The sequence below is a fragment of the Burkholderia sp. Bp9142 genome (genome assembly GCF_003853415.1).
Taxonomy (GTDB): Bacteria; Pseudomonadota; Gammaproteobacteria; order Burkholderiales; family Burkholderiaceae; genus Burkholderia.
On the sequence record NZ_QTPP01000031.1, the window covers coordinates 43,141 to 60,599 of the forward strand.

Consider the following 17,459-nt stretch of genomic DNA (forward strand, 5'->3'; position numbering starts at 1 on the left):
AAAGCAATTAGGTCAACGACGCTTAATGACGAGACATGGATTGGAGGACTGAATGGACGGGAATCCGTTTCTGAAGATACAGGGCCTGGGCCGGGCACTGATGCTGCCGATCGCGGTATTGCCGGTCGCCGGCATCCTGCTGCGGCTCGGACAGCCGGATGTGTTCAACATCAAGATGATCGCCGACGCCGGCGGCGCGATCTTCGACAACCTGCCGCTCCTGTTCGCGATCGGCGTGGCGGTCGGGTTCGCGAAGGACAACAACGGCGTGGCGGCGCTCGCGGGCGCGATCGGCTACCTGATCGAAACCGCGATCATGAAGGACATCGATCCCAAGCTGAACATGGGCGTGCTGTCCGGGATCATCGCGGGCGTGGTCGCGGGCCTGCTGTACAACCGCTACAAGGACATCAAGCTGCCCGACTACCTCGCGTTCTTCGGCGGCAAGCGGTTCGTGCCGATCATCACCGGGCTGGCATGCGTGATACTCGGCATCGTCTTCGGATACGTGTGGCAGCCGGTCCAGCATGCGATCGACGCGGCCGGCCAGTGGCTGACGACGGCGGGCGCGATCGGTGCGTTCGTGTTCGGCTTCCTGAACCGCCTGCTGCTCGTCACGGGCCTGCACCACATCATCAACTCGCTCGCGTGGTTCGTGTTCGGCAACTTCACGCCGCCGGCCGGCGGCGAGCTCGTGCACGGCGACCTGCACCGCTTCTTCGCGGGCGATGCGACCGCGGGCACCTTCATGGCCGGCTTCTTCCCGATCATGATGTTCGGCCTGCCGGCCGCATGTCTCGCGATGCTGCACGAAGCGCCGAAGGAGCGCCGCGCGATGGTCGGCGGCCTGCTGTTCTCGATGGCGCTCACGTCGTTCCTGACCGGCGTGACCGAGCCGATCGAGTTCAGCTTCATGTTCCTCGCGCCGGTGCTGTACGTGATCCATGCGGTGCTGACCGGGTTGTCGCTCGCGATCTGCCAGATCCTCGGCGTGAAGCTCGGCTTCACGTTCTCGGCCGGCGCGATCGACTACGTGCTGAACTACGGGCTGTCGACGAAGGGCTGGATCGCGGTGCCGCTCGGCATCGCGTACGGTGTCGCGTACTACGGGCTGTTCCGCTTCTTCATCCGCAAGTTCAACATGGCGACGCCGGGCCGCGAGCCGGCCTCGGCCGATGCGGCGACCGAGTCGTACGCATCGGGCGGCTTCGTCGCACCGGCCGCTGCGCCGCGTGCGCAGCGCTATATCGCCGCGCTCGGCGGGGCGGGCAACCTGACGGTCGTCGACGCATGCACGACACGCCTGCGCCTGACCGTCGTCGATCCGGAGAAGGTGTCGGAGCCGGAACTGAAGTCGATCGGCGCGCGCGGCGTGCTCAAGCGCGGCGGCAACAGCGTGCAGGTGATCATCGGGCCCGAGGCCGACATCATTGCCGACGAGATGCGTTCGGCGATCGGCAGCGGCGCGACCGGTGCCACGGCCACGGCGACGGCCGCGGCTGCGCAGCCGGTCACGGGCGCGAGCGTGGCGGCCGGCCCGCTCGACCCCGATCCGCTGCGCTGGCTCGCGGTGTTCGGCGGGGCGACCAACGTCGCGTCGCTCGATGCGATCGCGACCACGCGCCTGCGTGTCGTCGTGCGCGACGCATCGGCGGTCGATCGCGCTCGACTCGGTGCGCTCGACGTCGCATGGGTGTCGCCGGACACGTTCCACATCGTCTGCGGCAATGCGGCGGCACGCTATGCGGAACAGCTCGGCGCGCGCCTGCCGTCGACGGGCGGCGGCGCGGCTGCGCAACCGGCCTGATCCGGCATGAGGCGATGAGGCCGGCCCGGTCCGCGTAGCGGGTTCGGGCCACCAGTCGGTAAAACGAAAACGGCTTGCGATGCGTCGCAAGCCGTTTTTCTTTGGAGGGGCGGACGGCAACGGGTTGCCGAATCGCCGGGACGAAAAAAAACCTCGCGCGACGCGAGGTTCGTTCCGGACGGCAGGGGCGGCGCGATCCGCCGCCCGCGCGGTGTCAGTCGCGGCGTGCGCGCCCCGGCGTTTCCTGCGGCTTCTGCCGCGCTTCGAGCCACATCGCGTTGACGATGCCGAACGACAGCGCGACGCCGATACCGAGAATCCAGCTGAAATACCACATGGTCCGACTCCTTGCGAAACGGTGGTCGAGGGCGCGTGCGCGCCCCGGCCGGGTTCAATACATCGAGTGCTTGTTCTCTTCGAGCGACTGATGCGTGACCTTGCCGCGCATCACGCGGTACACCCAGCCCGTATAGAGCAGGACGATCGGCAGGAACACGATCACCGCGAACAGCATCACCTGCAGCGTCATGTGGCTCGACGTCGAATCCCACACGGTCAGGCTGCTGCGCGGGTCGAGCGACGACGGCATGATGAACGGGAACATCGAGAAGCCCGCGGTCAGGATCACGCCGGCGATCATCAGGCCGGTGCAGAAGAACGCCGTCTTTTCCTGCCTCGAGCCTGCGAGCAGCAGCGCGAGCAGCCCGCCCGCAATCCCGACCACCGGCGCCGCGATCATCCACGGATACTCGCCGTAGTTCGCGAGCCACAGGCCCGAGCCGGCGGCGACGTCCTTCAGCAGCGGGTTCGCGACCGTGTCGTTCGGCGCGGCGTGCGTCACGTGGAAGCCGCCGATCGTCGACGCGACCAGCACGCCGGCCAGCACGAACAGCACGACCGCGAGAAGCGCCGACACGCGCAGTGCGATCGACGCGCGGCGCGCGATCACGCCGTCGGTCTTCATCTTGATGAACGCGGCGCCGTGCGCGACGAGCATCGTAAGGCTGACGAGCCCGCAGAGCAGCGCGAACGGGTTCAGCAGCGCCCAGAAGCCGCCGTAGTAGGTCACGCGCAGGTCGCTGTCGAACTTGAACGGCACGCCCTGCAGCAGGTTGCCGAACGCGACGCCGAACACCAGCGCCGGCACGAAGCCGCCGACGAACAGGCCCCAGTCCCAGCCCGCGCGCCAGCGCGGGTCGGGCCGCTTGCTGCGGTAGTCGAAGCCCACCGGCCGGAAGAACAGCGCGAACAGCACGAGCAGCATCGCGAAGTAGAAGCCGGAGAACGACGCGGCGTAGACGAGCGGCCACGCGGCGAACATCGCGCCGCCGGCCGTGATCAGCCACACCTGGTTGCCTTCCCACGTCGCGCCGACCGTGTTGACGATGATGCGGCGCTCCTCGTCGGTCTTGCCGAGGAACGGCAGCAGCGCGGTCGCGCCCATGTCGAAGCCGTCGGTGACGGCGAAGCCGATCAGCAGCACGCCGACCAGCAGCCACCAGATCAGCTTGAGAGTTGCATAGTCCATAGCGATTCCTTGTTCCGTTGCGGGGGCGTGCTCAAACCGCGGCACGCTCGCCGGTTGCGGCGAGTTCGTGGTGATAGCGGCCGGTTTGCAGCGACGACGGGCCGAGGCGCGCGTACTTGAACATCAGCTTGATCTCGATGACGAACAGCGCGGTGTAGAACAGGATGAAGCCGGCGAGACTCAGGTACAGGTCGCTCGGCTGCAGGCTCGACGCGGACAGGTGCGTCGGCAGCACGCCCGCGATCGTCCACGGCTGGCGGCCGAGCTCGGCGACGATCCAGCCGAATTCGATCGCGATCCACGGCAGCGGGATCGCCCACACCGCGTAGCGGAGGAACCAGCGGCGGTTGTCCTGCAGCAGTTCACGGCGCGCGCAGAACCAGAACGCGGCAACGAACGTCGCGACGAACAGGAAGCCGAGCGCCACCATGATCCGGAACGAGAAGAACACGGGCGCGACCGGCGGGATCGTCTTCTTCGCGGCGGCCTTGATCTGCTCGGGCGTCGCGTCCGTCACGTTCGGCGTGAACTGCTTGAGCATCAGCCCGTAGCCGAGATACTGCTTGTGCTGGTCGAACAATGCGCGGGTCGCCTCGCTCGTGTCGCCCTGCTTGATCTTCTGCAGCGCGCCGTACGCAACCATCCCGCTCTGGATGTGCTCCTCGCTGTGCTTCGCGAGCTCGCGCAGGCCGATCACCGGTTCGTCGATCGAGCGCGTCGCGATCAGGCCGAGCGCGTACGGGATCTTGATCGCGTAGTCGGTGCGCTGTTCTTCCTGGTTCGGGATGCCGATCAGCGTGAACGACGCGGGCGCCGGCTGCGTTTCCCATTCGGACTCGATCGCGGCGAGCTTCATCTTCTGCACTTCGCCGGTCGTATAGCCCGATTCGTCGCCGAGCACGATCACGCAGAGCGTCGCCGCGAGGCCGAAGCCGGCCGCGACCGCGAACGAGCGCAGCGCGAAGTCGACGTCGCGCTTCTTCAGCAGGTACCACGACGACACGCCGAGCACGAACATTGCCGCCGACACGTAGCCGGCCGACACGGTGTGCACGAACTTCACCTGCGCGACCGGGTTGAACAGCACGTCGAACAGGCTCGTCATCTCCATGCGCATCGTCTGGTAGTTGAACTCCGCGCCGACCGGATTGTTCATCCAGCCGTTCGCGACCAGGATCCACAGCGCGGACAGGTTCGAGCCGAGCGCGACGAGGAAGGTGACCATCAGGTGCTTGACCTTCGACAGTCGGTTCCAGCCGAAGAAGAACAGGCCGACGAATGTCGATTCGAGGAAGAACGCCATCAGGCCTTCGACCGCGAGCGGCACGCCGAAGATGTCGCCGACGTAGTGCGAGTAGTACGACCAGTTCGTGCCGAACTGGAATTCGAGCGTGATGCCGGTCGTCACGCCCATCGCGAAGTTGATCCCGAACAGCTTGCCCCAGAACTGGGTCATGTCCTTGTAGACCTGTTTGCCGGTCATCACGTAGACGGCTTCCATGATGACGAGCAGCCAGGACAGGCCGAGCGTCAGCGGCACGAACAGGAAGTGGTAGAGCGCCGTGATGCCGAACTGCAGACGTGACAGATCGACGACTTCGCTACTTATCATGGTGGTCTCCCTCGGTGGATGCAGGCGCCGGCACCGAGAGCAGTTTCTCGGCGACGGCGGCAGGCGGCAGCGACATGTGCTCAGCCTGCGGATGATTGAAGAATGCGTATTTGAGCGACATCAAGAGGATCAGCTTGACGATCAGCACCAGCGTGATGTCGCGGGCGAGGGTCGGCCCGCGTGCCCACGCGCCGATGCGCGCGCGCCAGCCGGGCGTGCCCGCCGGCCGCGCGGGCGGCGGCGGACCGGGCTCTTTATTGATCGAGATCAAGGTGATTATCCTGAATCGATTTACAGGGTTTTGGGGCGACTCTACGTCGGATTTATGACGGCCGTGACGCTGTTTTAATCCTTTTATGCCGACGTGCCAATTTTAAAGTGCCGGCATTCCGATGCCGAGTGCTGCGCTGCGGCAGACCGTCGCGAACCGCGACCTGAAACTTGAGGTAGATCAAGGTTATGCGGAAGGGGCCCGAAACCGCCCGATACCCGATCAATAAGGTCGATTAATACGAAAGAAACGGAGAGAAAGGACGGGCGAAAAAAACCGCCGCCCAGTGGGCAGCGGTTTTGGGTGAAGCGCTCTGAATCGCCGGGATTTATGCGTATTCGGCGAGGGCAGTGCGCATCTTCTTCATGGCGCTCGCTTCGATCTGGCGAATGCGTTCCGCCGACACGCCGAATTCGGCAGCGAGATCGTGCAGCGTCGAGCCGCCCGAGCCGTCGTCGTCGACGTTCAGCCAGCGCGCCTCGATGATCCGGCGGCTGCGTGCGTCGAGCGCATCGAGCGCCTGCGCGATGCCGTCCGTCTGCAGCATGTCGCGCTGACGCGCGGCGAGCACGGCGGTCGGCTCGTGGTGCGAGTCGGCCAGGTACGCGATCGGCGCGTACGACTCCTCGCCGTCGTCCACCTGCCCTTCGAGCGCGATGTCGCCGCCGGACAGGCGCGTTTCCATCTCGGCCACGTCTTCGCGCTTGACGTTGAGCTCCTGCGCAAGGCCGTCGATCTCCTCGGGCGTCATCGCCTGCATGCTCTTCTTGTGGCTGCGCAGGTTGAAGAACAGCTTGCGCTGCGCCTTCGTCGTCGCGACCTTCACCATCCGCCAGTTGCGCAGGATGTACTCGTGGATCTCGGCCTTGATCCAGTGGATCGCGTAAGACACGAGGCGCACGTTTTGCGCCGGGTCGAAACGCTTCACCGCCTTCATCAGGCCGATGTTGCCTTCCTGGATCAGGTCGCCGTGCGGCAGGCCGTAGCCGAGATAGTTGCGCGCGATCGACACGACGAGCCGCAGGTGCGACAGCACGAGGCGGCGTGCCGAGTCGAGGTTGTTGTCTTCGCGGAATTCGGTCGCGTACTGGCGTTCCTCTTCGGCACTCAGCAGCGGGATCCGGTTGACGGCCTGGATGTACGCGTCGATGTTGCCAAGCTGGCCCGGCAACATCGATTGAGTTGCGAGCGCCAGCGAGCCTGCCGATTCGGCCTTGGCCGGCGTCGGGCTCAGGGTGTTCGGAAGGGTCAGGGCGTGGCTCACTAAAAACTCCTTTGGAATCAGGGACAAACCCCTGGTCTCGGATGAGATTCCGGGGCCCATCTTAGCACTCCCGTAATCCGAGTGCTAATTCCTTAGAGGGTGCGTGGGCTTCCGAGTTCCCGGTTTTCTATCGAACTGGTCGAGTCGATAGTCTAATTTGCGACCGGACCGGCTGGCGGAAGTTCCATAAGTCCTTGTTTCTGATAGTAATCAGTAGACGATTTCGATTTTTGTACTTTTGGAAGCAAACCATTTCGCTTCGTGATGCCGATCCGAAAAGTCCTTTACCATACCATTCAGTTCGCTCGGGCCGGCCGCTGCGGCAAGGCTCCATTCAACCCGCAAAGTTGGAGTGTCAGATGAACAATAAGAAGAATCGCCGGCCCCGTAGCCGGCTTGCGCTGCATGCGCTGCTGGCGGCGTCGCTGCTGGGCGGATCGGGGGCCGCATTCGCGGACCGGTGGGGGATCCAGGCGGGCGGCGGGTTTTCCGACCGCCACGGGATCGACAAGGGCGATCTCGGCGTGGTGTGGGATCCGGGCTGGAACTGGTGGGAAATCGGCGGCTGGCACTTCGCGTTCGTGATGGAAGGCCACGTCGGCTACTGGCACACGGGCGGCAACATCCACCCCAACCTCGGCGAGATCGGCGCGACGCCGATGTTCCGTTTCATCAAGAGCGCGGGCCAGGTTCGCCCGTTCGTCGAGGCCGGCGCCGGCATCCGGTTCCTGACTCACCCGACGATCTCGAACAATCTGTCGCTGTCGACGTCCTTTCAGTTCGCGGACATCGTCGGCGTCGGCGCACAGTTCGGAGAACGCCAACAGTATCAGGTCGGTTACCGTTTTCAACATGTGTCTAACGCGGGTATCAAAGAGCCGAATCCTGGTATAAATTTCCACCAGTTCTACGTGCAGTACAACTTCTGATCCGCACGCCCGCGCACGGCGGGCGCGTTGCCGAGGAGTCAGGCGATGGCGAAGGTGGTCGATGCGATTCGCGCACTCGAGCGCGATCGGTTCCGGGCGATGGTCGACGGGGACGGCGAGGCGCTGGAGGCGCAGTTGTCGGACAAGGTGTTCTTCGTGCACACCAACGGCAAGCGCGAAACCAAGCAGCAGTTCATCGACGCGATCGTCGCCGGCCGCCGCCGCTATCGCCAGATCGAAATCCAGTCGCAGGACCTGCTGCCGGTCGGCGACGCAACCTGCGTCGTCACCGGGCGCGCGCTGATCGAGATGGAAACGAACAACGGCGGGCTGGTGTTTCCGATCGCCTATACCGCCGTCCATACACATGAGCAGGGCCAATGGCGCCTGCTGGCGTGGCAGGCGACGCGGTGCGCGACCGAGACCTGAGCGCGCGTGGCGCTCTTTTTCAAGTCCCGACCGAAGCGGCCTTCTGGGCCGCTCTTTGTTGGCCCGTGCGGCGCGGATCGCGCGGCGCACGGGCGGTCACGCACCGCTCGCTGACGTTCAAACCCTGAAGCGAAACCGCGCGGTCAGGCCGCCGCACGGCGGTCGGCGCAATGCCAGGCCGAGCGGTTGATCGCACTGACCACCGCATCGAGCGCGGCGCTCGCCGCATCGGCGTGCACCCCGACGCCATGCCGCAGCGGCGCATCGCCGACCCGGCAGCCGACCGATACCGCGATCCTGCCGTCCGCCGTGCGCGCGTGTTCGCACGACGCGACGTCGATCGTCGCGCCGGCCGCCGTCGCGAACGCCGCGGCCACGCGTTGCACGGCGTCTTCGGGCGTCGCGCCGGCCAGCGGCGCGCCCGCGACGTCGCGGTTCTGCCAGCGCGCGCCGTCGCCGTGGCGCGCGGCCGGGCCACCGGTCTCGAAGAATTCGCGGGCGAACAGCGCGCAGATCGCGTCGCCGGTCACTTCCTCGCCGGACGCGTCGGCGAGCGTCTGCACCGCGTGGCTGAATTCGATCTGCACGCGGCGCGTCGGCGTGAAGCCCATCCCGCGTTCGAGCAGGAACGTCGCGCCGCCCTTGCCGGACTGGCTGTTCACGCGGATCACCGCGTCATAGCTGCGGCCGAGGTCGGCCGGGTCGATCGGCAGGTATGGCACTTCCCACACCGCGTCGGGGCGCTGCTGCGCGAAGCCCTTGCGGATCGCATCCTGGTGCGAGCCGGAGAACGCGGTGAACACGAGGTCGCCTGCGTACGGATGGCGCGGATGCACCGGAATCTGGTTGCAGCGCTCGACCACGCGGCGCACCGCGTCGATGTCGGAGAAGTCGAGGCCCGGGTCGATGCCCTGCGTGTAGAGGTTCAGCGCGAGCGTGACGAGATCGACGTTGCCGGTGCGCTCGCCGTTGCCGAACAGGCAGCCCTCGATGCGGTCGGCGCCCGCGAGCAGCGCGAGTTCGGCGGCCGCGACCGCGGTGCCGCGATCGTTGTGCGGATGCACGGACAGCACGATGCTGTCGCGATACGCGAGGTTGCGGTCCATCCACTCGATCTGGTCGGCGAACACGTTCGGGCTCGCGGCTTCGACGGTCGCCGGCAGGTTGACGATCATCTTGTGATCGCGGGTCGGCCGCCAGGCCTGCGCGACCGCGTCGCACACTTCGCGCGCGAACGTCAGCTCGGTCATGCTGAAGGTTTCGGGCGAGTACTGGAAGGTCCAGCGCGTGTCCGGGCGGGCCGCCGCGTGTTCCTTGATGAGTCGCGTGCCCTCGACCGCGAGCGCCTTCACGTCGTCCTTCGACATCCCGAACACGATGCGCCGGAACGACGGGCAGATCGCGTTGTACAGGTGCACGATCGCGCGCGGCACGCCTTCGAGCGCGTCGAAGGTGCGCGCGATCAGGTCTTCGCGCGACTGCACGAGCACTTCGATCGTCACGTCGTCGGGAATGCGCTTGTCGTCGATCAGCTTGCGGACGAAATCGAAGTCGGTTTGCGACGCCGACGGAAAACCGACTTCGATCTCTTTGAAACCGATCGCGACCAGCATGTCGAAGAATTCCAGCTTCTGCTCGATGCTCATCGGCTCGATCAGCGACTGGTTGCCATCGCGCAGGTCGGTGCTCATCCAGACCGGTGCACGCTCGATGGTGCGGGTCGGCCAGCGGCGGCCGTTGATGCGGACGGGTTCGAACGGACGGTACTTGTCTTGCGGGTTGCGCTTCATCTTCGGGACCTCGGGTCTCAAGTCGCGAGCGAAGACGGGCGGCATGGGCGACGGTTGGCGCTGCCTCGCACCGTGGCGCCTGAAATGCGCTACGGATGCGGCTGATCTTCGCGAATCGACCGACGGATAGACGGACGAATGCTGACGACTTCGGGTTGTAAAAACTGCGAGAAGGGTGCTGCGAGGAACTGCAGGGAGGGACCGTGCGGACAGCACACGGCGCTACGACAGCCTTAGGCTAGTCGTAGCGATAGCGACCGCGCTAGGCGGCCGGAGGTAATTCGGAGGGGGTTCGGAAAGGAACGCATGGCGACAACTCTATGCCAGGATGCGTGCGCCTGTCAAATGGTCGGTTGAAAGGTCGGCGCGAAAACGGGCCGACCCGGGATACCGGTCACGGCGTGATCCGGACGATCCGCACGATCGTCGCGACCTGCCGCGCAAGCGTGTCGGGCACCGGCATTTCGCCGCGCAGCACGGCGTCCGTCCACGCGGCCGTCGTCGCCGCGTCGCGCGATTCGGGCAGCGCGACGGCCGGCGCGTCGCTCGACGAGCGCTCGGGCTCGATCAGCGTGTCGCAGACGCCGTCGTGCAGCCAGTCGACCTGCACCTGGCGCCGCGTGTCGGCCACCGCTTCGCCTTCGGTGCCGCGCGCGAGCAGCGCGCCGCCGAGCGCGGCGGCCGGATGATCGCGGAACAGTTGCGCGAGGCTGTCGCGGTACGGCGGATGCGTGTAGTTGACGAGCCGCAGGCCGGCCGGCGCGAACGGCTGCAGGATCTTCACGAGCGTGTGCGTGGAGTTGCGCACGCCGAGCACGCCGCGCAGCGACAGCAGGCGCGCGATGCGCGGCGCCAGCGCGTCGATCGGCGCGAACGCGACGCGGCGCTCGGCGAGCGTGTCCTCGATCGCGTCGTGCGACGTCGACGGTGCGATCGACAGCGCCGAGAAAATCTCCGCGCTCGTCACGCGGCCCGCATCGCGCTCGACGCCGTGCACGAGCACCGGCACGCCTTCGCGCGCGAGCAGCAGCGCGAGCAGCGGTACCAGGTTCGGCTGCTTGCGCGCGCCGTTGTAGCTCGGGATCGACACCGGGCGGAACGCGGCGTCCTGCACGTGCACGGGTTCGAACGACGTCTGCGCGGCGGCGAGCATCGCGGCCAGTTCGTCGGCGCTTTCGCCCTTCAGGCGATAGGCGATCAGGATCGCGCCGAGTTCGACGTCCGACACGCGCGCGTCGAGCATCGCGCGATAGAGCTCGAACGTGTCTTCGGTGGACAGCGCGCGCGCGCCGTGCGGGCCCCGGCCGATTTCCTTGATGAAGCGGGCGCAAGGGAACGGCGAGGCGGCGGAGTCGTGGGGAGCGGTCATCGGGGCGTGGGGCGGGCGGCCGGCATCGGGCCGCGCGGTGAGCGGTAAGGAATGCCCCGAGTATCGCACGGGCGCGGTTCGCTCAAGTGCGCGGCGGCGCGCGTCGGCACCGCGCGGCGCGCTAAACTCGGGTTCCCGGCGGTGCCCTGGGTACCCCGCTGCCGGCCGAATACGACTACGAGAGACATCCCATGAAGCTCTACAGCTATTTCCGCAGTTCCGCGTCGTACCGCGTGCGGATCGCCCTGAACCTGAAGCAGCTGCCGTACGACACGGTCCCCGTGCACATGCTGCGCGACGGCGGCGAACAACTGAAGGACGCGTACCGCGCGGTGAATCCGGATGCGGTCGTGCCGACGCTGGTCGACGGCGACGCCACGCTGCAGCAATCGCTCGCGATCATCGAATATCTGGAGGAAACGCATCCCGAACCGGCGCTGCTGCCGAAGGCGCCGGTCGACCGCGCGTATGTGCGGGCGATCGCGCTGCAGGTCGCGTGCGAGATCCATCCGCTGAACAACCTGCGCGTGCTGAAGTACCTGAAGCACACGCTGAAGGTGCCCGAGGAAGCGAAGAACGCATGGTACCGGCACTGGATCGAGGCGGGTTTCGCGTCGCTCGAGACGCGCCTCGCGAACGATCCGCGCACCGGCAAGCTGTGCTTCGGCGACACGCCGACGCTCGCCGATATCTGCATCGTGCCGCAGGTATTCAACGCGAACCGTTTCTCGATCGACACGACGCGCTTTCCGACGATCCAGCGGATCGCCGATCATGCGTCGACGCTCGACGCGTTCAAGGCCGCCGAGCCCGGCGTGCAGCCCGACGCCGAGTGATGCCGCGGCCGCGCATGAAAAAGGGCGCCCGAAGGCGCCCCGTGCGATGCTGGCCGGCGGCGTTCAGCCGAGCAGCGCGTCCGCGAATTCCACGGCGCTGAACGGCTGCAGGTCCTCGACCTTCTCGCCGACGCCGATGAAGTAGACGGGCACCGGACGCTGCCGCGCGATCGCGGCGAGGATCCCGCCCTTGGCGGTGCCGTCGAGCTTCGTGACGATCACGCCCGTGAGGCCGAGCGCATCGTCGAAGGCTTTCACCTGCGTGAGCGCGTTCTGGCCCGTGTTCGCGTCGATCACGAGCAGCACCTCGTGCGGCGCGCCGTCATGCGCCTTCGAGATCACGCGCTTCACCTTCTTCAGCTCTTCCATCAGGTGCAGCTGCGTCGGCAGACGGCCGGCCGTGTCGGCCATCATCACGTCGATCTTGCGCGCGCGCGCGGCGCTGACCGCGTCGAAGATCACCGCGGCCGGGTCGCCGCTCTCCTGCTGGACGACCGTCACGTTGTTGCGCTCGCCCCAGACCGCCAGCTGTTCGCGCGCGGCCGCGCGGAACGTGTCGCCCGCGGCCAGCAGCACCGACTGGTCGAAACTCTGCAGGTGCTTCGCGAGCTTGCCGATGCTGGTGGTCTTGCCCGCGCCGTTGACGCCCGTGATCATCATCACGAGCGGCTGCGCGCGGCCGAGCATCAGCGATTTCTCGAGCGGCTTCAGCAGCTCGACGAGCAGATCGTGCAGCGCGTCCTTCACCTGCTGCGAATCGGTCAGCCGGCCCACGCGCACCTTCTCGCGCAGCGCGCCGAGCAGGTATTCGGTCGCGTCGACGCCGGCGTCGGACATCAGCAGAGCGGTTTCGAGCTCTTCGTACAGATCCTCGTCGATCTTCGTGTTGACGAACACGCCGGTGATGCTCGAGCCCGTCTTCGCGAGCCCCGACTTCAGGCGCGCGAGCCACGATTTCTTCGCGGAGGCGTCCTGCGTCGGCGGCGGCACGATCTCGACCGCTTCGACGACTTCTTCGCTGCCGTCGTTGGTCGGCGTGACCGTCATCACGACGGCGGGCGCGGCGGGTTGGGCAGGCGCTCGCGGCGCTTCGACCGCCTGGCGGGCATCGGGGGCGGGCGCGTCGGACGGCGCGCCCGGTTGCGGCGCGTCGATCGATTGCGATTCCGCGGAGTCGGGCTCCTGCGTTTTCTTGAATCGTTTGAAGAAGCTGAACATGGTCTGACGTCGGGAAGAGGGCGGGCGCCGCCAGGGCGGAGCGCCGGAGGGGCCGTCGCGCGTGCGCACGGCGGCCGAAACGGTGCATTTTATCAGCGCGGCGGGGCACTCGCGTCAGCCGGTGCCGCCGCTGTGGTAACGTGCGCCTGTTTGGCGGTGCGCCCTCATGCGCACCCGGTCCCTCCGTCGTCGATATTCCGTATGTCCCGTTCCTCTTCCGGCCGCCCGGCGGCCCCCTCCGGCCGTGGCAAGCCGCACACGATCCGCATCATCGGCGGTGACTGGAAACGCACGCCGCTCGCCGTGCTCGATCTCGACGGCCTGCGGCCGACGCCCGATCGCGTGCGCGAGACGCTGTTCAACTGGCTCGGCCAGGATCTCGAACGCCGGCGCTGCCTCGACCTGTTCGCCGGCACCGGCGCGCTCGGGTTCGAGGCCGCGTCGCGCGGCGCATCGAGCGTCGTGATGGTCGAGCGCCACCCGCGCGCGGCGCAGCAGCTGCGCGCGATCAAGGACAAGCTCGGCGCGCGCTCGGTCGAGGTCGCGGAAGCCGACGCGCTGCGGCTCGCGGCCGGGCTGACCCCGGGCGCGTTCGACGTCGTGTTCCTCGACCCGCCGTTCGGCGAGCCGGCCGTGCTCGATCGCGCGATCGCGCTGGCGGCGCCGCTCGTCGCGCCGGATGGCGCGCTGTACGTCGAGACGGGGGCCGAGCTCGACCCCGCCGCGCACGAAGCGCTCGCCGGCTGGCAGGTGGTGAAGCACGGCAAGGCCGGTGCGGTTCACTATCATTTGCTGCGGCGCGAAAATGATGAATAATGCGCGTTCCATACGAGGCGGCGCGCCGCAAAGGCGACGCCTGCCCATCCCGGCAGTGGCGTGCGCGTCGCACGGCTGCCCCCCCGTTTGCGTGATGACAGGAGGAGCGACATGGTAGTCGCCGTGTATCCCGGTACGTTCGATCCGCTGACGCGCGGGCACGAAGACCTCGTGCGGCGTGCGTCGAGCATTTTTGATACGCTGGTGGTCGGTGTGGCCGACAGCCGCGCGAAGAAGCCGTTCTTCTCGCTGGAAGAACGTCTGAAGATTGCGAACGAGGTGCTCGGCCATTATCCGAACGTGAAGGTGATGGGGTTCAAGGGCCTGTTGAAGGACTTTGTCCGCACCAACAACGCGCGCGTGATCGTGCGCGGCCTGCGTGCCGTGTCCGATTTCGAGTATGAGTTCCAGATGGCGGGGATGAACCGCTATCTGCTGCCCGACGTCGAGACGATGTTCATGACGCCGTCCGATCAGTACCAGTTCATCTCGGGGACGATCGTGCGCGAAATCGCGCAGTTGGGCGGCGATGTCAGCAAGTTCGTGTTCCCGTCCGTCGAGAAGTGGCTGACCGAGAAAGTCGCTGCGATGGGAGGCCCGGCCGCGTGACGCGGCGCCGGGCGGTTTCGTCGCGAAGCCGCCCGGCGGCCTGAAGAAGTGAGATCAGTATGTCTTTGATGATTACCGACGAGTGCATCAATTGCGACGTATGCGAGCCCGAGTGCCCGAACGGCGCGATTTCGATGGGCCCGGATATCTACGTGATCGACCCGAACAAGTGTACCGAGTGCGTCGGCCATTTCGACGAACCGCAGTGCCAGCAGGTGTGTCCGGTCGAATGCATTCCGCGCGATCCGCAGCATGACGAATCGCACGCGCAGTTGATGGAGAAGTATCACGCGTTGACCGCCGCGAAGGGCGACGACGCGCAGTGACCCGGCGGTGACGTGCACGCGTCACGACGCCGCGATTACCTCGGCCGGCGCCGTTCGGCGCCGGTTCCGCTTCCGCTTCTGTTTCAGCCGATCAGGTCGCGCAATGCCGTGACGAGCGCGTCGCATTCGGCATCGGTGCCGACGGTGATGCGCAAGTGCTGGTCGATGCGCGGCGCGCGGAAGTGCCGCACGAAAATCTCCCGATCCTTCAGCTTCGCCGCGATCGCGCCCGCATCGTGCGCGGGATGGCGCGCGAACACGAAATTCGCGGCCGACGGCACGACGTCGAAGCCGAGCGCCTCGAGCGCGTGCGTGAGCCGTGCGCGGCTGTCGATCACGCGCCGGCAGGTCGCGCTGAAATAGTCGGTGTCTTCGTATGCCGCCTGCGCGGCAACCTGCGCGAGCCGGTCGAGCGGATAGGAGTTGAAGCTGTCCTTCACGCGATTCAGTGCGTCGATCAGCGTCGCGTCGCCGAACGCGAAGCCGACGCGCATGCCCGCGAGCGAGCGAGCCTTGGACGTCGTGTGCACGACGAGCAGGTTCGGATGGCGGTCGATCAGCGTGATCGCGGATTGCGCGCCGAAATCGACGTACGCCTCGTCGATCAGCACGACCGACGACGGGTTCGCGGCCGCGATCCGCTCGATGTCCGCGAGCGGCAACGCGCGCCCGGTCGGCGCATTCGGGTTCGGGAACAGCACGCCGCCCGCGTCGTCGAGATAGTCCTCGACGCGGATCGAGAAGTCGTCCGCGAGCGGCACGATCGTGGTCTCGACGCCGTACAGGCGCGCATAGGTCGGGTAGAAGCTGTATGAGATGTCCGGAAAGCGCAGCGGCCGGTCATGCTTGAGCAGCGCCTGGAATGCGTGCGCGAGGACCTCGTCGGAGCCGTTGCCGACGAAGACCTGCTCGGGCTTGATGCGGTGATGGGCCGCGACCGTCTCGCGCAGTGCGCGCGCGAGCGGGTCGGGATAGCGGCGCAGCGTGTCGCCGGTGTCGCCGAGTTCGCGGGCGATCGCCGCGACGACGCGCGGCGAAGGCGGATAGGGATTCTCGTTGGTGTTCAGCTTGACGGGGTGTGCGAGCGCGGGCTGTTCGCCCGGCACGTAAGGCACGAGTTGCTGAACGACGTCGCTCCAGTAACGGCTCACCGCTTGGCTCCTGACGGGCAAAAACGACCAGATTACCGCATGTGGGCGCCGCGGTGCGCAATTGCGCGGGACGGAGAGGCCGCCCGGCGCTGCCGGAAGGCACGTTGCACCATGCCGGTGCGGTGCGGGTTCAGTTGCGATGCAGCTGCATCGTCGCGCGGTTGAGTTCGCCCTTGACGACCATCGGCATCACCGCGAGCGCACGCTCGATCGATGCATCGATCACGTCCTGCTCCTCGCGGCGCGGCGGCTTCAGCACGAAGTTCGCGACGTTGGGCTTCGCGCCGGCGCGCGCGCCGTCCGGGATCAGGTCGCGCGGATGGCCGATGCCGATGCGCAGGCGCCAGTACTGCTGCGACGACAGGTGCGCGGAGATGTCCTTCAGGCCGTTGTGGCCGCCGCTGCCGCCGCCGAGCTTCAGCTTCACGGTGCCGGGCGGCAGATCGAGTTCGTCGTGTGCGACGAGGATCTGGTCGGGCAGGATCTTGAAGAAACTCGCGAGCGCGACGACCGACTGGCCGGAGCGGTTCATGTAGGTTTGCGGCTCGAGCAGGTGGACTTCCTCGCCGTGCAAGCGCGCTTTCGCATAGAAGCCGTGGAAGCGGCGCTCGTCGCGCAGCGTCGTGCCGGCTTCGCGGGCGAGCTGGTCGATCAGCCAGAAACCGGCGTTGTGGCGCGTCGCAGTGTATTCCGCCCCGGGATTGCCGAGGCCGACGATCAGTTTGATCATGACGTTTCATGGGCGGCAGCGGCCGCCTGGGCGCAGAAAAAGAAAAACCCGCCGGGCAAGCCGCGGCGGGTTGCGTCGACCGTTTCGTGAAACGGATCGAACGGGCGCGTGGGCAGCCCTTAGGCAGCCGGCGTTTCGCCTTCGCCTGCTGCGTCCGACACGGCACCAGCCGGGACCGTCGCCGATGCGACAACCGGGTTTTCCGCGTCGACGTGCGCGACCAGCGTCACGCCCGTCGGCAGTGCGATGTCCTTCGCGTGCAGCGACTGGCCTGCTTCGATCTTCGACAGGTCGACTTCGAGGAATTCCGGCAGAGCCGACGGCAGGCACTCGACTTCGATTTCCGTCGCGACGTGCGAGACGATTGCGCTCGACAGCTTCACTGCCGGGCTGACTTCAGCGTTCAGGAAGTGCAGCGGCACCTTCGTGTGCAGCTTCTTCTTCGCGTCGACGCGCTGGAAGTCCACGTGCAGCACGAGTTGCTTGAACGGGTGGTATTGCACGTCGCGCAGCAGAACTTGTTGCGACTGGCCAGCCACTTCGAGGTCGAGGATCGACGAGTGGAAGGCTTCCTTCTTCAGTGCATGCCACAGCGCGTTGTGATCGAGTTCGATCTTTTGCGGGGCTGCTTCGCCACCGTAGACGATACCCGTGGTCTTACCGGCGTTGCGCAGGCGGCGGCTCGCACCCGTACCTTGCTGTTGGCGCTCGAAAGCGACGACTTTCATGTGATTCTCCATTAGCTGCCCGCGACCAGGCAGTAAAACGGGGCCG

The 17,459-nt window shown here is 66.6% G+C and carries 18 protein-coding genes; 7 read left to right on the forward strand and 11 right to left on the reverse strand.

Annotation, left to right across the window (positions count from 1 at the left end; genetic code table 11):
- Positions 1 to 52: 52 nt before the first annotated feature.
- On the forward strand, positions 53 to 1,807 hold the full coding sequence (nagE, locus tag DIE22_RS27740) for an N-acetylglucosamine-specific PTS transporter subunit IIBC (protein WP_124606533.1): 1,755 nt from the start codon (positions 53 to 55) through the stop codon (positions 1,805 to 1,807).
- Positions 1,808 to 2,021: 214 nt separating this feature from the next.
- Here the strand turns inward: nagE and cydX are convergent, their stop codons facing one another.
- The 5 genes from cydX to rpoH all read right to left on the reverse strand — a co-directional run bounded on the left by cydX (position 2,022) and on the right by rpoH (position 6,482).
- Positions 2,022 to 2,144, reverse strand: a complete 123-nt coding sequence (cydX, locus tag DIE22_RS27745; RefSeq protein WP_124606534.1) for a cytochrome bd-I oxidase subunit CydX — start codon at positions 2,142 to 2,144, stop codon at positions 2,022 to 2,024.
- A gap of 54 nt (positions 2,145 to 2,198) precedes the next feature.
- Positions 2,199 to 3,335, reverse strand: a complete 1,137-nt coding sequence (gene cydB / locus DIE22_RS27750; protein WP_124496729.1) for a cytochrome d ubiquinol oxidase subunit II — start codon at positions 3,333 to 3,335, stop codon at positions 2,199 to 2,201.
- Between the two features lie 31 nt (positions 3,336 to 3,366).
- On the reverse strand, positions 3,367 to 4,947 hold the full coding sequence (locus tag DIE22_RS27755) for a cytochrome ubiquinol oxidase subunit I (protein ID WP_124496730.1): 1,581 nt from the start codon (positions 4,945 to 4,947) through the stop codon (positions 3,367 to 3,369).
- Positions 4,937 to 5,218 (reverse strand): cytochrome oxidase putative small subunit CydP, encoded by a 282-nt coding sequence (cydP, locus tag DIE22_RS27760; RefSeq protein ID WP_124496731.1) that lies wholly within the window; start codon positions 5,216 to 5,218, stop codon positions 4,937 to 4,939. Before cydP ends, DIE22_RS27755 begins: the two co-directional genes overlap by 11 nt.
- Before the next feature lie 328 nt (positions 5,219 to 5,546).
- Complete coding sequence (gene rpoH, locus DIE22_RS27765; protein WP_124496732.1) at positions 5,547 to 6,482, reverse strand: RNA polymerase sigma factor RpoH; 936 nt, start codon at positions 6,480 to 6,482, stop codon at positions 5,547 to 5,549.
- Between the two features lie 359 nt (positions 6,483 to 6,841).
- Between rpoH and DIE22_RS27770 the strand changes: the two genes are divergently transcribed.
- Positions 6,842 to 7,411, forward strand: a complete 570-nt coding sequence (locus DIE22_RS27770) for an acyloxyacyl hydrolase (protein ID WP_124496733.1) — start codon at positions 6,842 to 6,844, stop codon at positions 7,409 to 7,411.
- A 45-nt stretch (positions 7,412 to 7,456) separates the two neighbouring features.
- Positions 7,457 to 7,840 carry a nuclear transport factor 2 family protein gene (locus tag DIE22_RS27775; RefSeq protein WP_059526129.1) on the forward strand — a complete coding sequence of 128 codons (384 nt, stop codon included), beginning with the start codon at positions 7,457 to 7,459 and terminating at the stop codon, positions 7,838 to 7,840.
- 143 nt (positions 7,841 to 7,983) lie between these two features.
- On the opposite strand, the gene leuA is transcribed toward DIE22_RS27775, so the two are convergent.
- A complete protein-coding gene (leuA, locus tag DIE22_RS27780) occupies positions 7,984 to 9,630 on the reverse strand; it encodes a 2-isopropylmalate synthase (protein WP_124496734.1) in 1,647 nt (548 codons plus the stop codon).
- A 394-nt stretch (positions 9,631 to 10,024) separates the two neighbouring features.
- Positions 10,025 to 10,999, reverse strand: coding sequence for a DNA-binding protein YbiB (ybiB, locus tag DIE22_RS27785; RefSeq protein ID WP_124606535.1), 975 nt, complete (start codon positions 10,997 to 10,999; stop codon positions 10,025 to 10,027).
- 191 nt (positions 11,000 to 11,190) lie between these two features.
- On the opposite strand from ybiB, the gene maiA reads away from it, so the two are divergent.
- The gene (maiA, locus tag DIE22_RS27790) at positions 11,191 to 11,835 is read left to right on the forward strand and encodes a maleylacetoacetate isomerase (protein WP_124496736.1); all 645 of its coding nucleotides are present in this window, start codon (positions 11,191 to 11,193) and stop codon (positions 11,833 to 11,835) included.
- A gap of 63 nt (positions 11,836 to 11,898) precedes the next feature.
- Here maiA and ftsY read toward each other — a convergent pair whose 3' ends face one another.
- On the reverse strand, positions 11,899 to 13,053 hold the full coding sequence (gene ftsY, locus DIE22_RS27795) for a signal recognition particle-docking protein FtsY (protein ID WP_124606536.1): 1,155 nt from the start codon (positions 13,051 to 13,053) through the stop codon (positions 11,899 to 11,901).
- A 201-nt stretch (positions 13,054 to 13,254) separates the two neighbouring features.
- On the opposite strand from ftsY, the gene rsmD reads away from it, so the two are divergent.
- From rsmD to DIE22_RS27810, 3 genes are all read left to right on the forward strand, one after another.
- Positions 13,255 to 13,869 carry a 16S rRNA (guanine(966)-N(2))-methyltransferase RsmD gene (rsmD, locus tag DIE22_RS27800; RefSeq protein ID WP_124496738.1) on the forward strand — a complete coding sequence of 205 codons (615 nt, stop codon included), beginning with the start codon at positions 13,255 to 13,257 and terminating at the stop codon, positions 13,867 to 13,869.
- Positions 13,870 to 13,980: 111 nt separating this feature from the next.
- Positions 13,981 to 14,478 (forward strand): pantetheine-phosphate adenylyltransferase, encoded by a 498-nt coding sequence (coaD, locus tag DIE22_RS27805; RefSeq protein WP_006398238.1) that lies wholly within the window; start codon positions 13,981 to 13,983, stop codon positions 14,476 to 14,478.
- A gap of 59 nt (positions 14,479 to 14,537) precedes the next feature.
- The gene (locus tag DIE22_RS27810) at positions 14,538 to 14,804 is read left to right on the forward strand and encodes a YfhL family 4Fe-4S dicluster ferredoxin (protein ID WP_006760398.1); all 267 of its coding nucleotides are present in this window, start codon (positions 14,538 to 14,540) and stop codon (positions 14,802 to 14,804) included.
- A gap of 83 nt (positions 14,805 to 14,887) precedes the next feature.
- On the opposite strand, the gene hisC is transcribed toward DIE22_RS27810, so the two are convergent.
- The 3 genes from hisC to DIE22_RS27825 all read right to left on the reverse strand — a co-directional run bounded on the left by hisC (position 14,888) and on the right by DIE22_RS27825 (position 17,413).
- Positions 14,888 to 15,955: a histidinol-phosphate transaminase gene (hisC, locus tag DIE22_RS27815; protein ID WP_124606537.1), complete on the reverse strand. Its 1,068-nt coding sequence runs from the start codon at positions 15,953 to 15,955 to the stop codon at positions 14,888 to 14,890.
- A 130-nt stretch (positions 15,956 to 16,085) separates the two neighbouring features.
- On the reverse strand, positions 16,086 to 16,685 hold the full coding sequence (gene pth / locus DIE22_RS27820; protein WP_124606538.1) for an aminoacyl-tRNA hydrolase: 600 nt from the start codon (positions 16,683 to 16,685) through the stop codon (positions 16,086 to 16,088).
- Positions 16,686 to 16,804: 119 nt separating this feature from the next.
- The gene (locus DIE22_RS27825; protein WP_124606539.1) at positions 16,805 to 17,413 is read right to left on the reverse strand and encodes a 50S ribosomal protein L25/general stress protein Ctc; all 609 of its coding nucleotides are present in this window, start codon (positions 17,411 to 17,413) and stop codon (positions 16,805 to 16,807) included.
- Positions 17,414 to 17,459: the final 46 nt, after the last annotated feature.

Coding starts and splice junctions, on each gene's coding strand:
- leuA (WP_124496734.1), bottom strand. CDS start 9,630: ATGAAGCGCAACCCGCAAGACAAGTACCGTCCGTTCGAACCCGTCCGC.
- maiA (WP_124496736.1), top strand. CDS start 11,191: ATGAAGCTCTACAGCTATTTCCGCAGTTCCGCGTCGTACCGCGTGCGG.
- DIE22_RS27775 (WP_059526129.1), top strand. CDS start 7,457: ATGGCGAAGGTGGTCGATGCGATTCGCGCACTCGAGCGCGATCGGTTC.
- ybiB (WP_124606535.1), bottom strand. CDS start 10,999: ATGACCGCTCCCCACGACTCCGCCGCCTCGCCGTTCCCTTGCGCCCGC.
- DIE22_RS27825 (WP_124606539.1), bottom strand. CDS start 17,413: ATGAAAGTCGTCGCTTTCGAGCGCCAACAGCAAGGTACGGGTGCGAGC.
- cydB (WP_124496729.1), bottom strand. CDS start 3,335: ATGGACTATGCAACTCTCAAGCTGATCTGGTGGCTGCTGGTCGGCGTG.
- ftsY (WP_124606536.1), bottom strand. CDS start 13,053: ATGTTCAGCTTCTTCAAACGATTCAAGAAAACGCAGGAGCCCGACTCC.
- DIE22_RS27770 (WP_124496733.1), top strand. CDS start 6,842: ATGAACAATAAGAAGAATCGCCGGCCCCGTAGCCGGCTTGCGCTGCAT.
- DIE22_RS27755 (WP_124496730.1), bottom strand. CDS start 4,947: ATGATAAGTAGCGAAGTCGTCGATCTGTCACGTCTGCAGTTCGGCATC.
- DIE22_RS27810 (WP_006760398.1), top strand. CDS start 14,538: ATGTCTTTGATGATTACCGACGAGTGCATCAATTGCGACGTATGCGAG.
- rsmD (WP_124496738.1), top strand. CDS start 13,255: ATGTCCCGTTCCTCTTCCGGCCGCCCGGCGGCCCCCTCCGGCCGTGGC.
- pth (WP_124606538.1), bottom strand. CDS start 16,685: ATGATCAAACTGATCGTCGGCCTCGGCAATCCCGGGGCGGAATACACT.
- cydX (WP_124606534.1), bottom strand. CDS start 2,144: ATGTGGTATTTCAGCTGGATTCTCGGTATCGGCGTCGCGCTGTCGTTC.
- nagE (WP_124606533.1), top strand. CDS start 53: ATGGACGGGAATCCGTTTCTGAAGATACAGGGCCTGGGCCGGGCACTG.
- coaD (WP_006398238.1), top strand. CDS start 13,981: ATGGTAGTCGCCGTGTATCCCGGTACGTTCGATCCGCTGACGCGCGGG.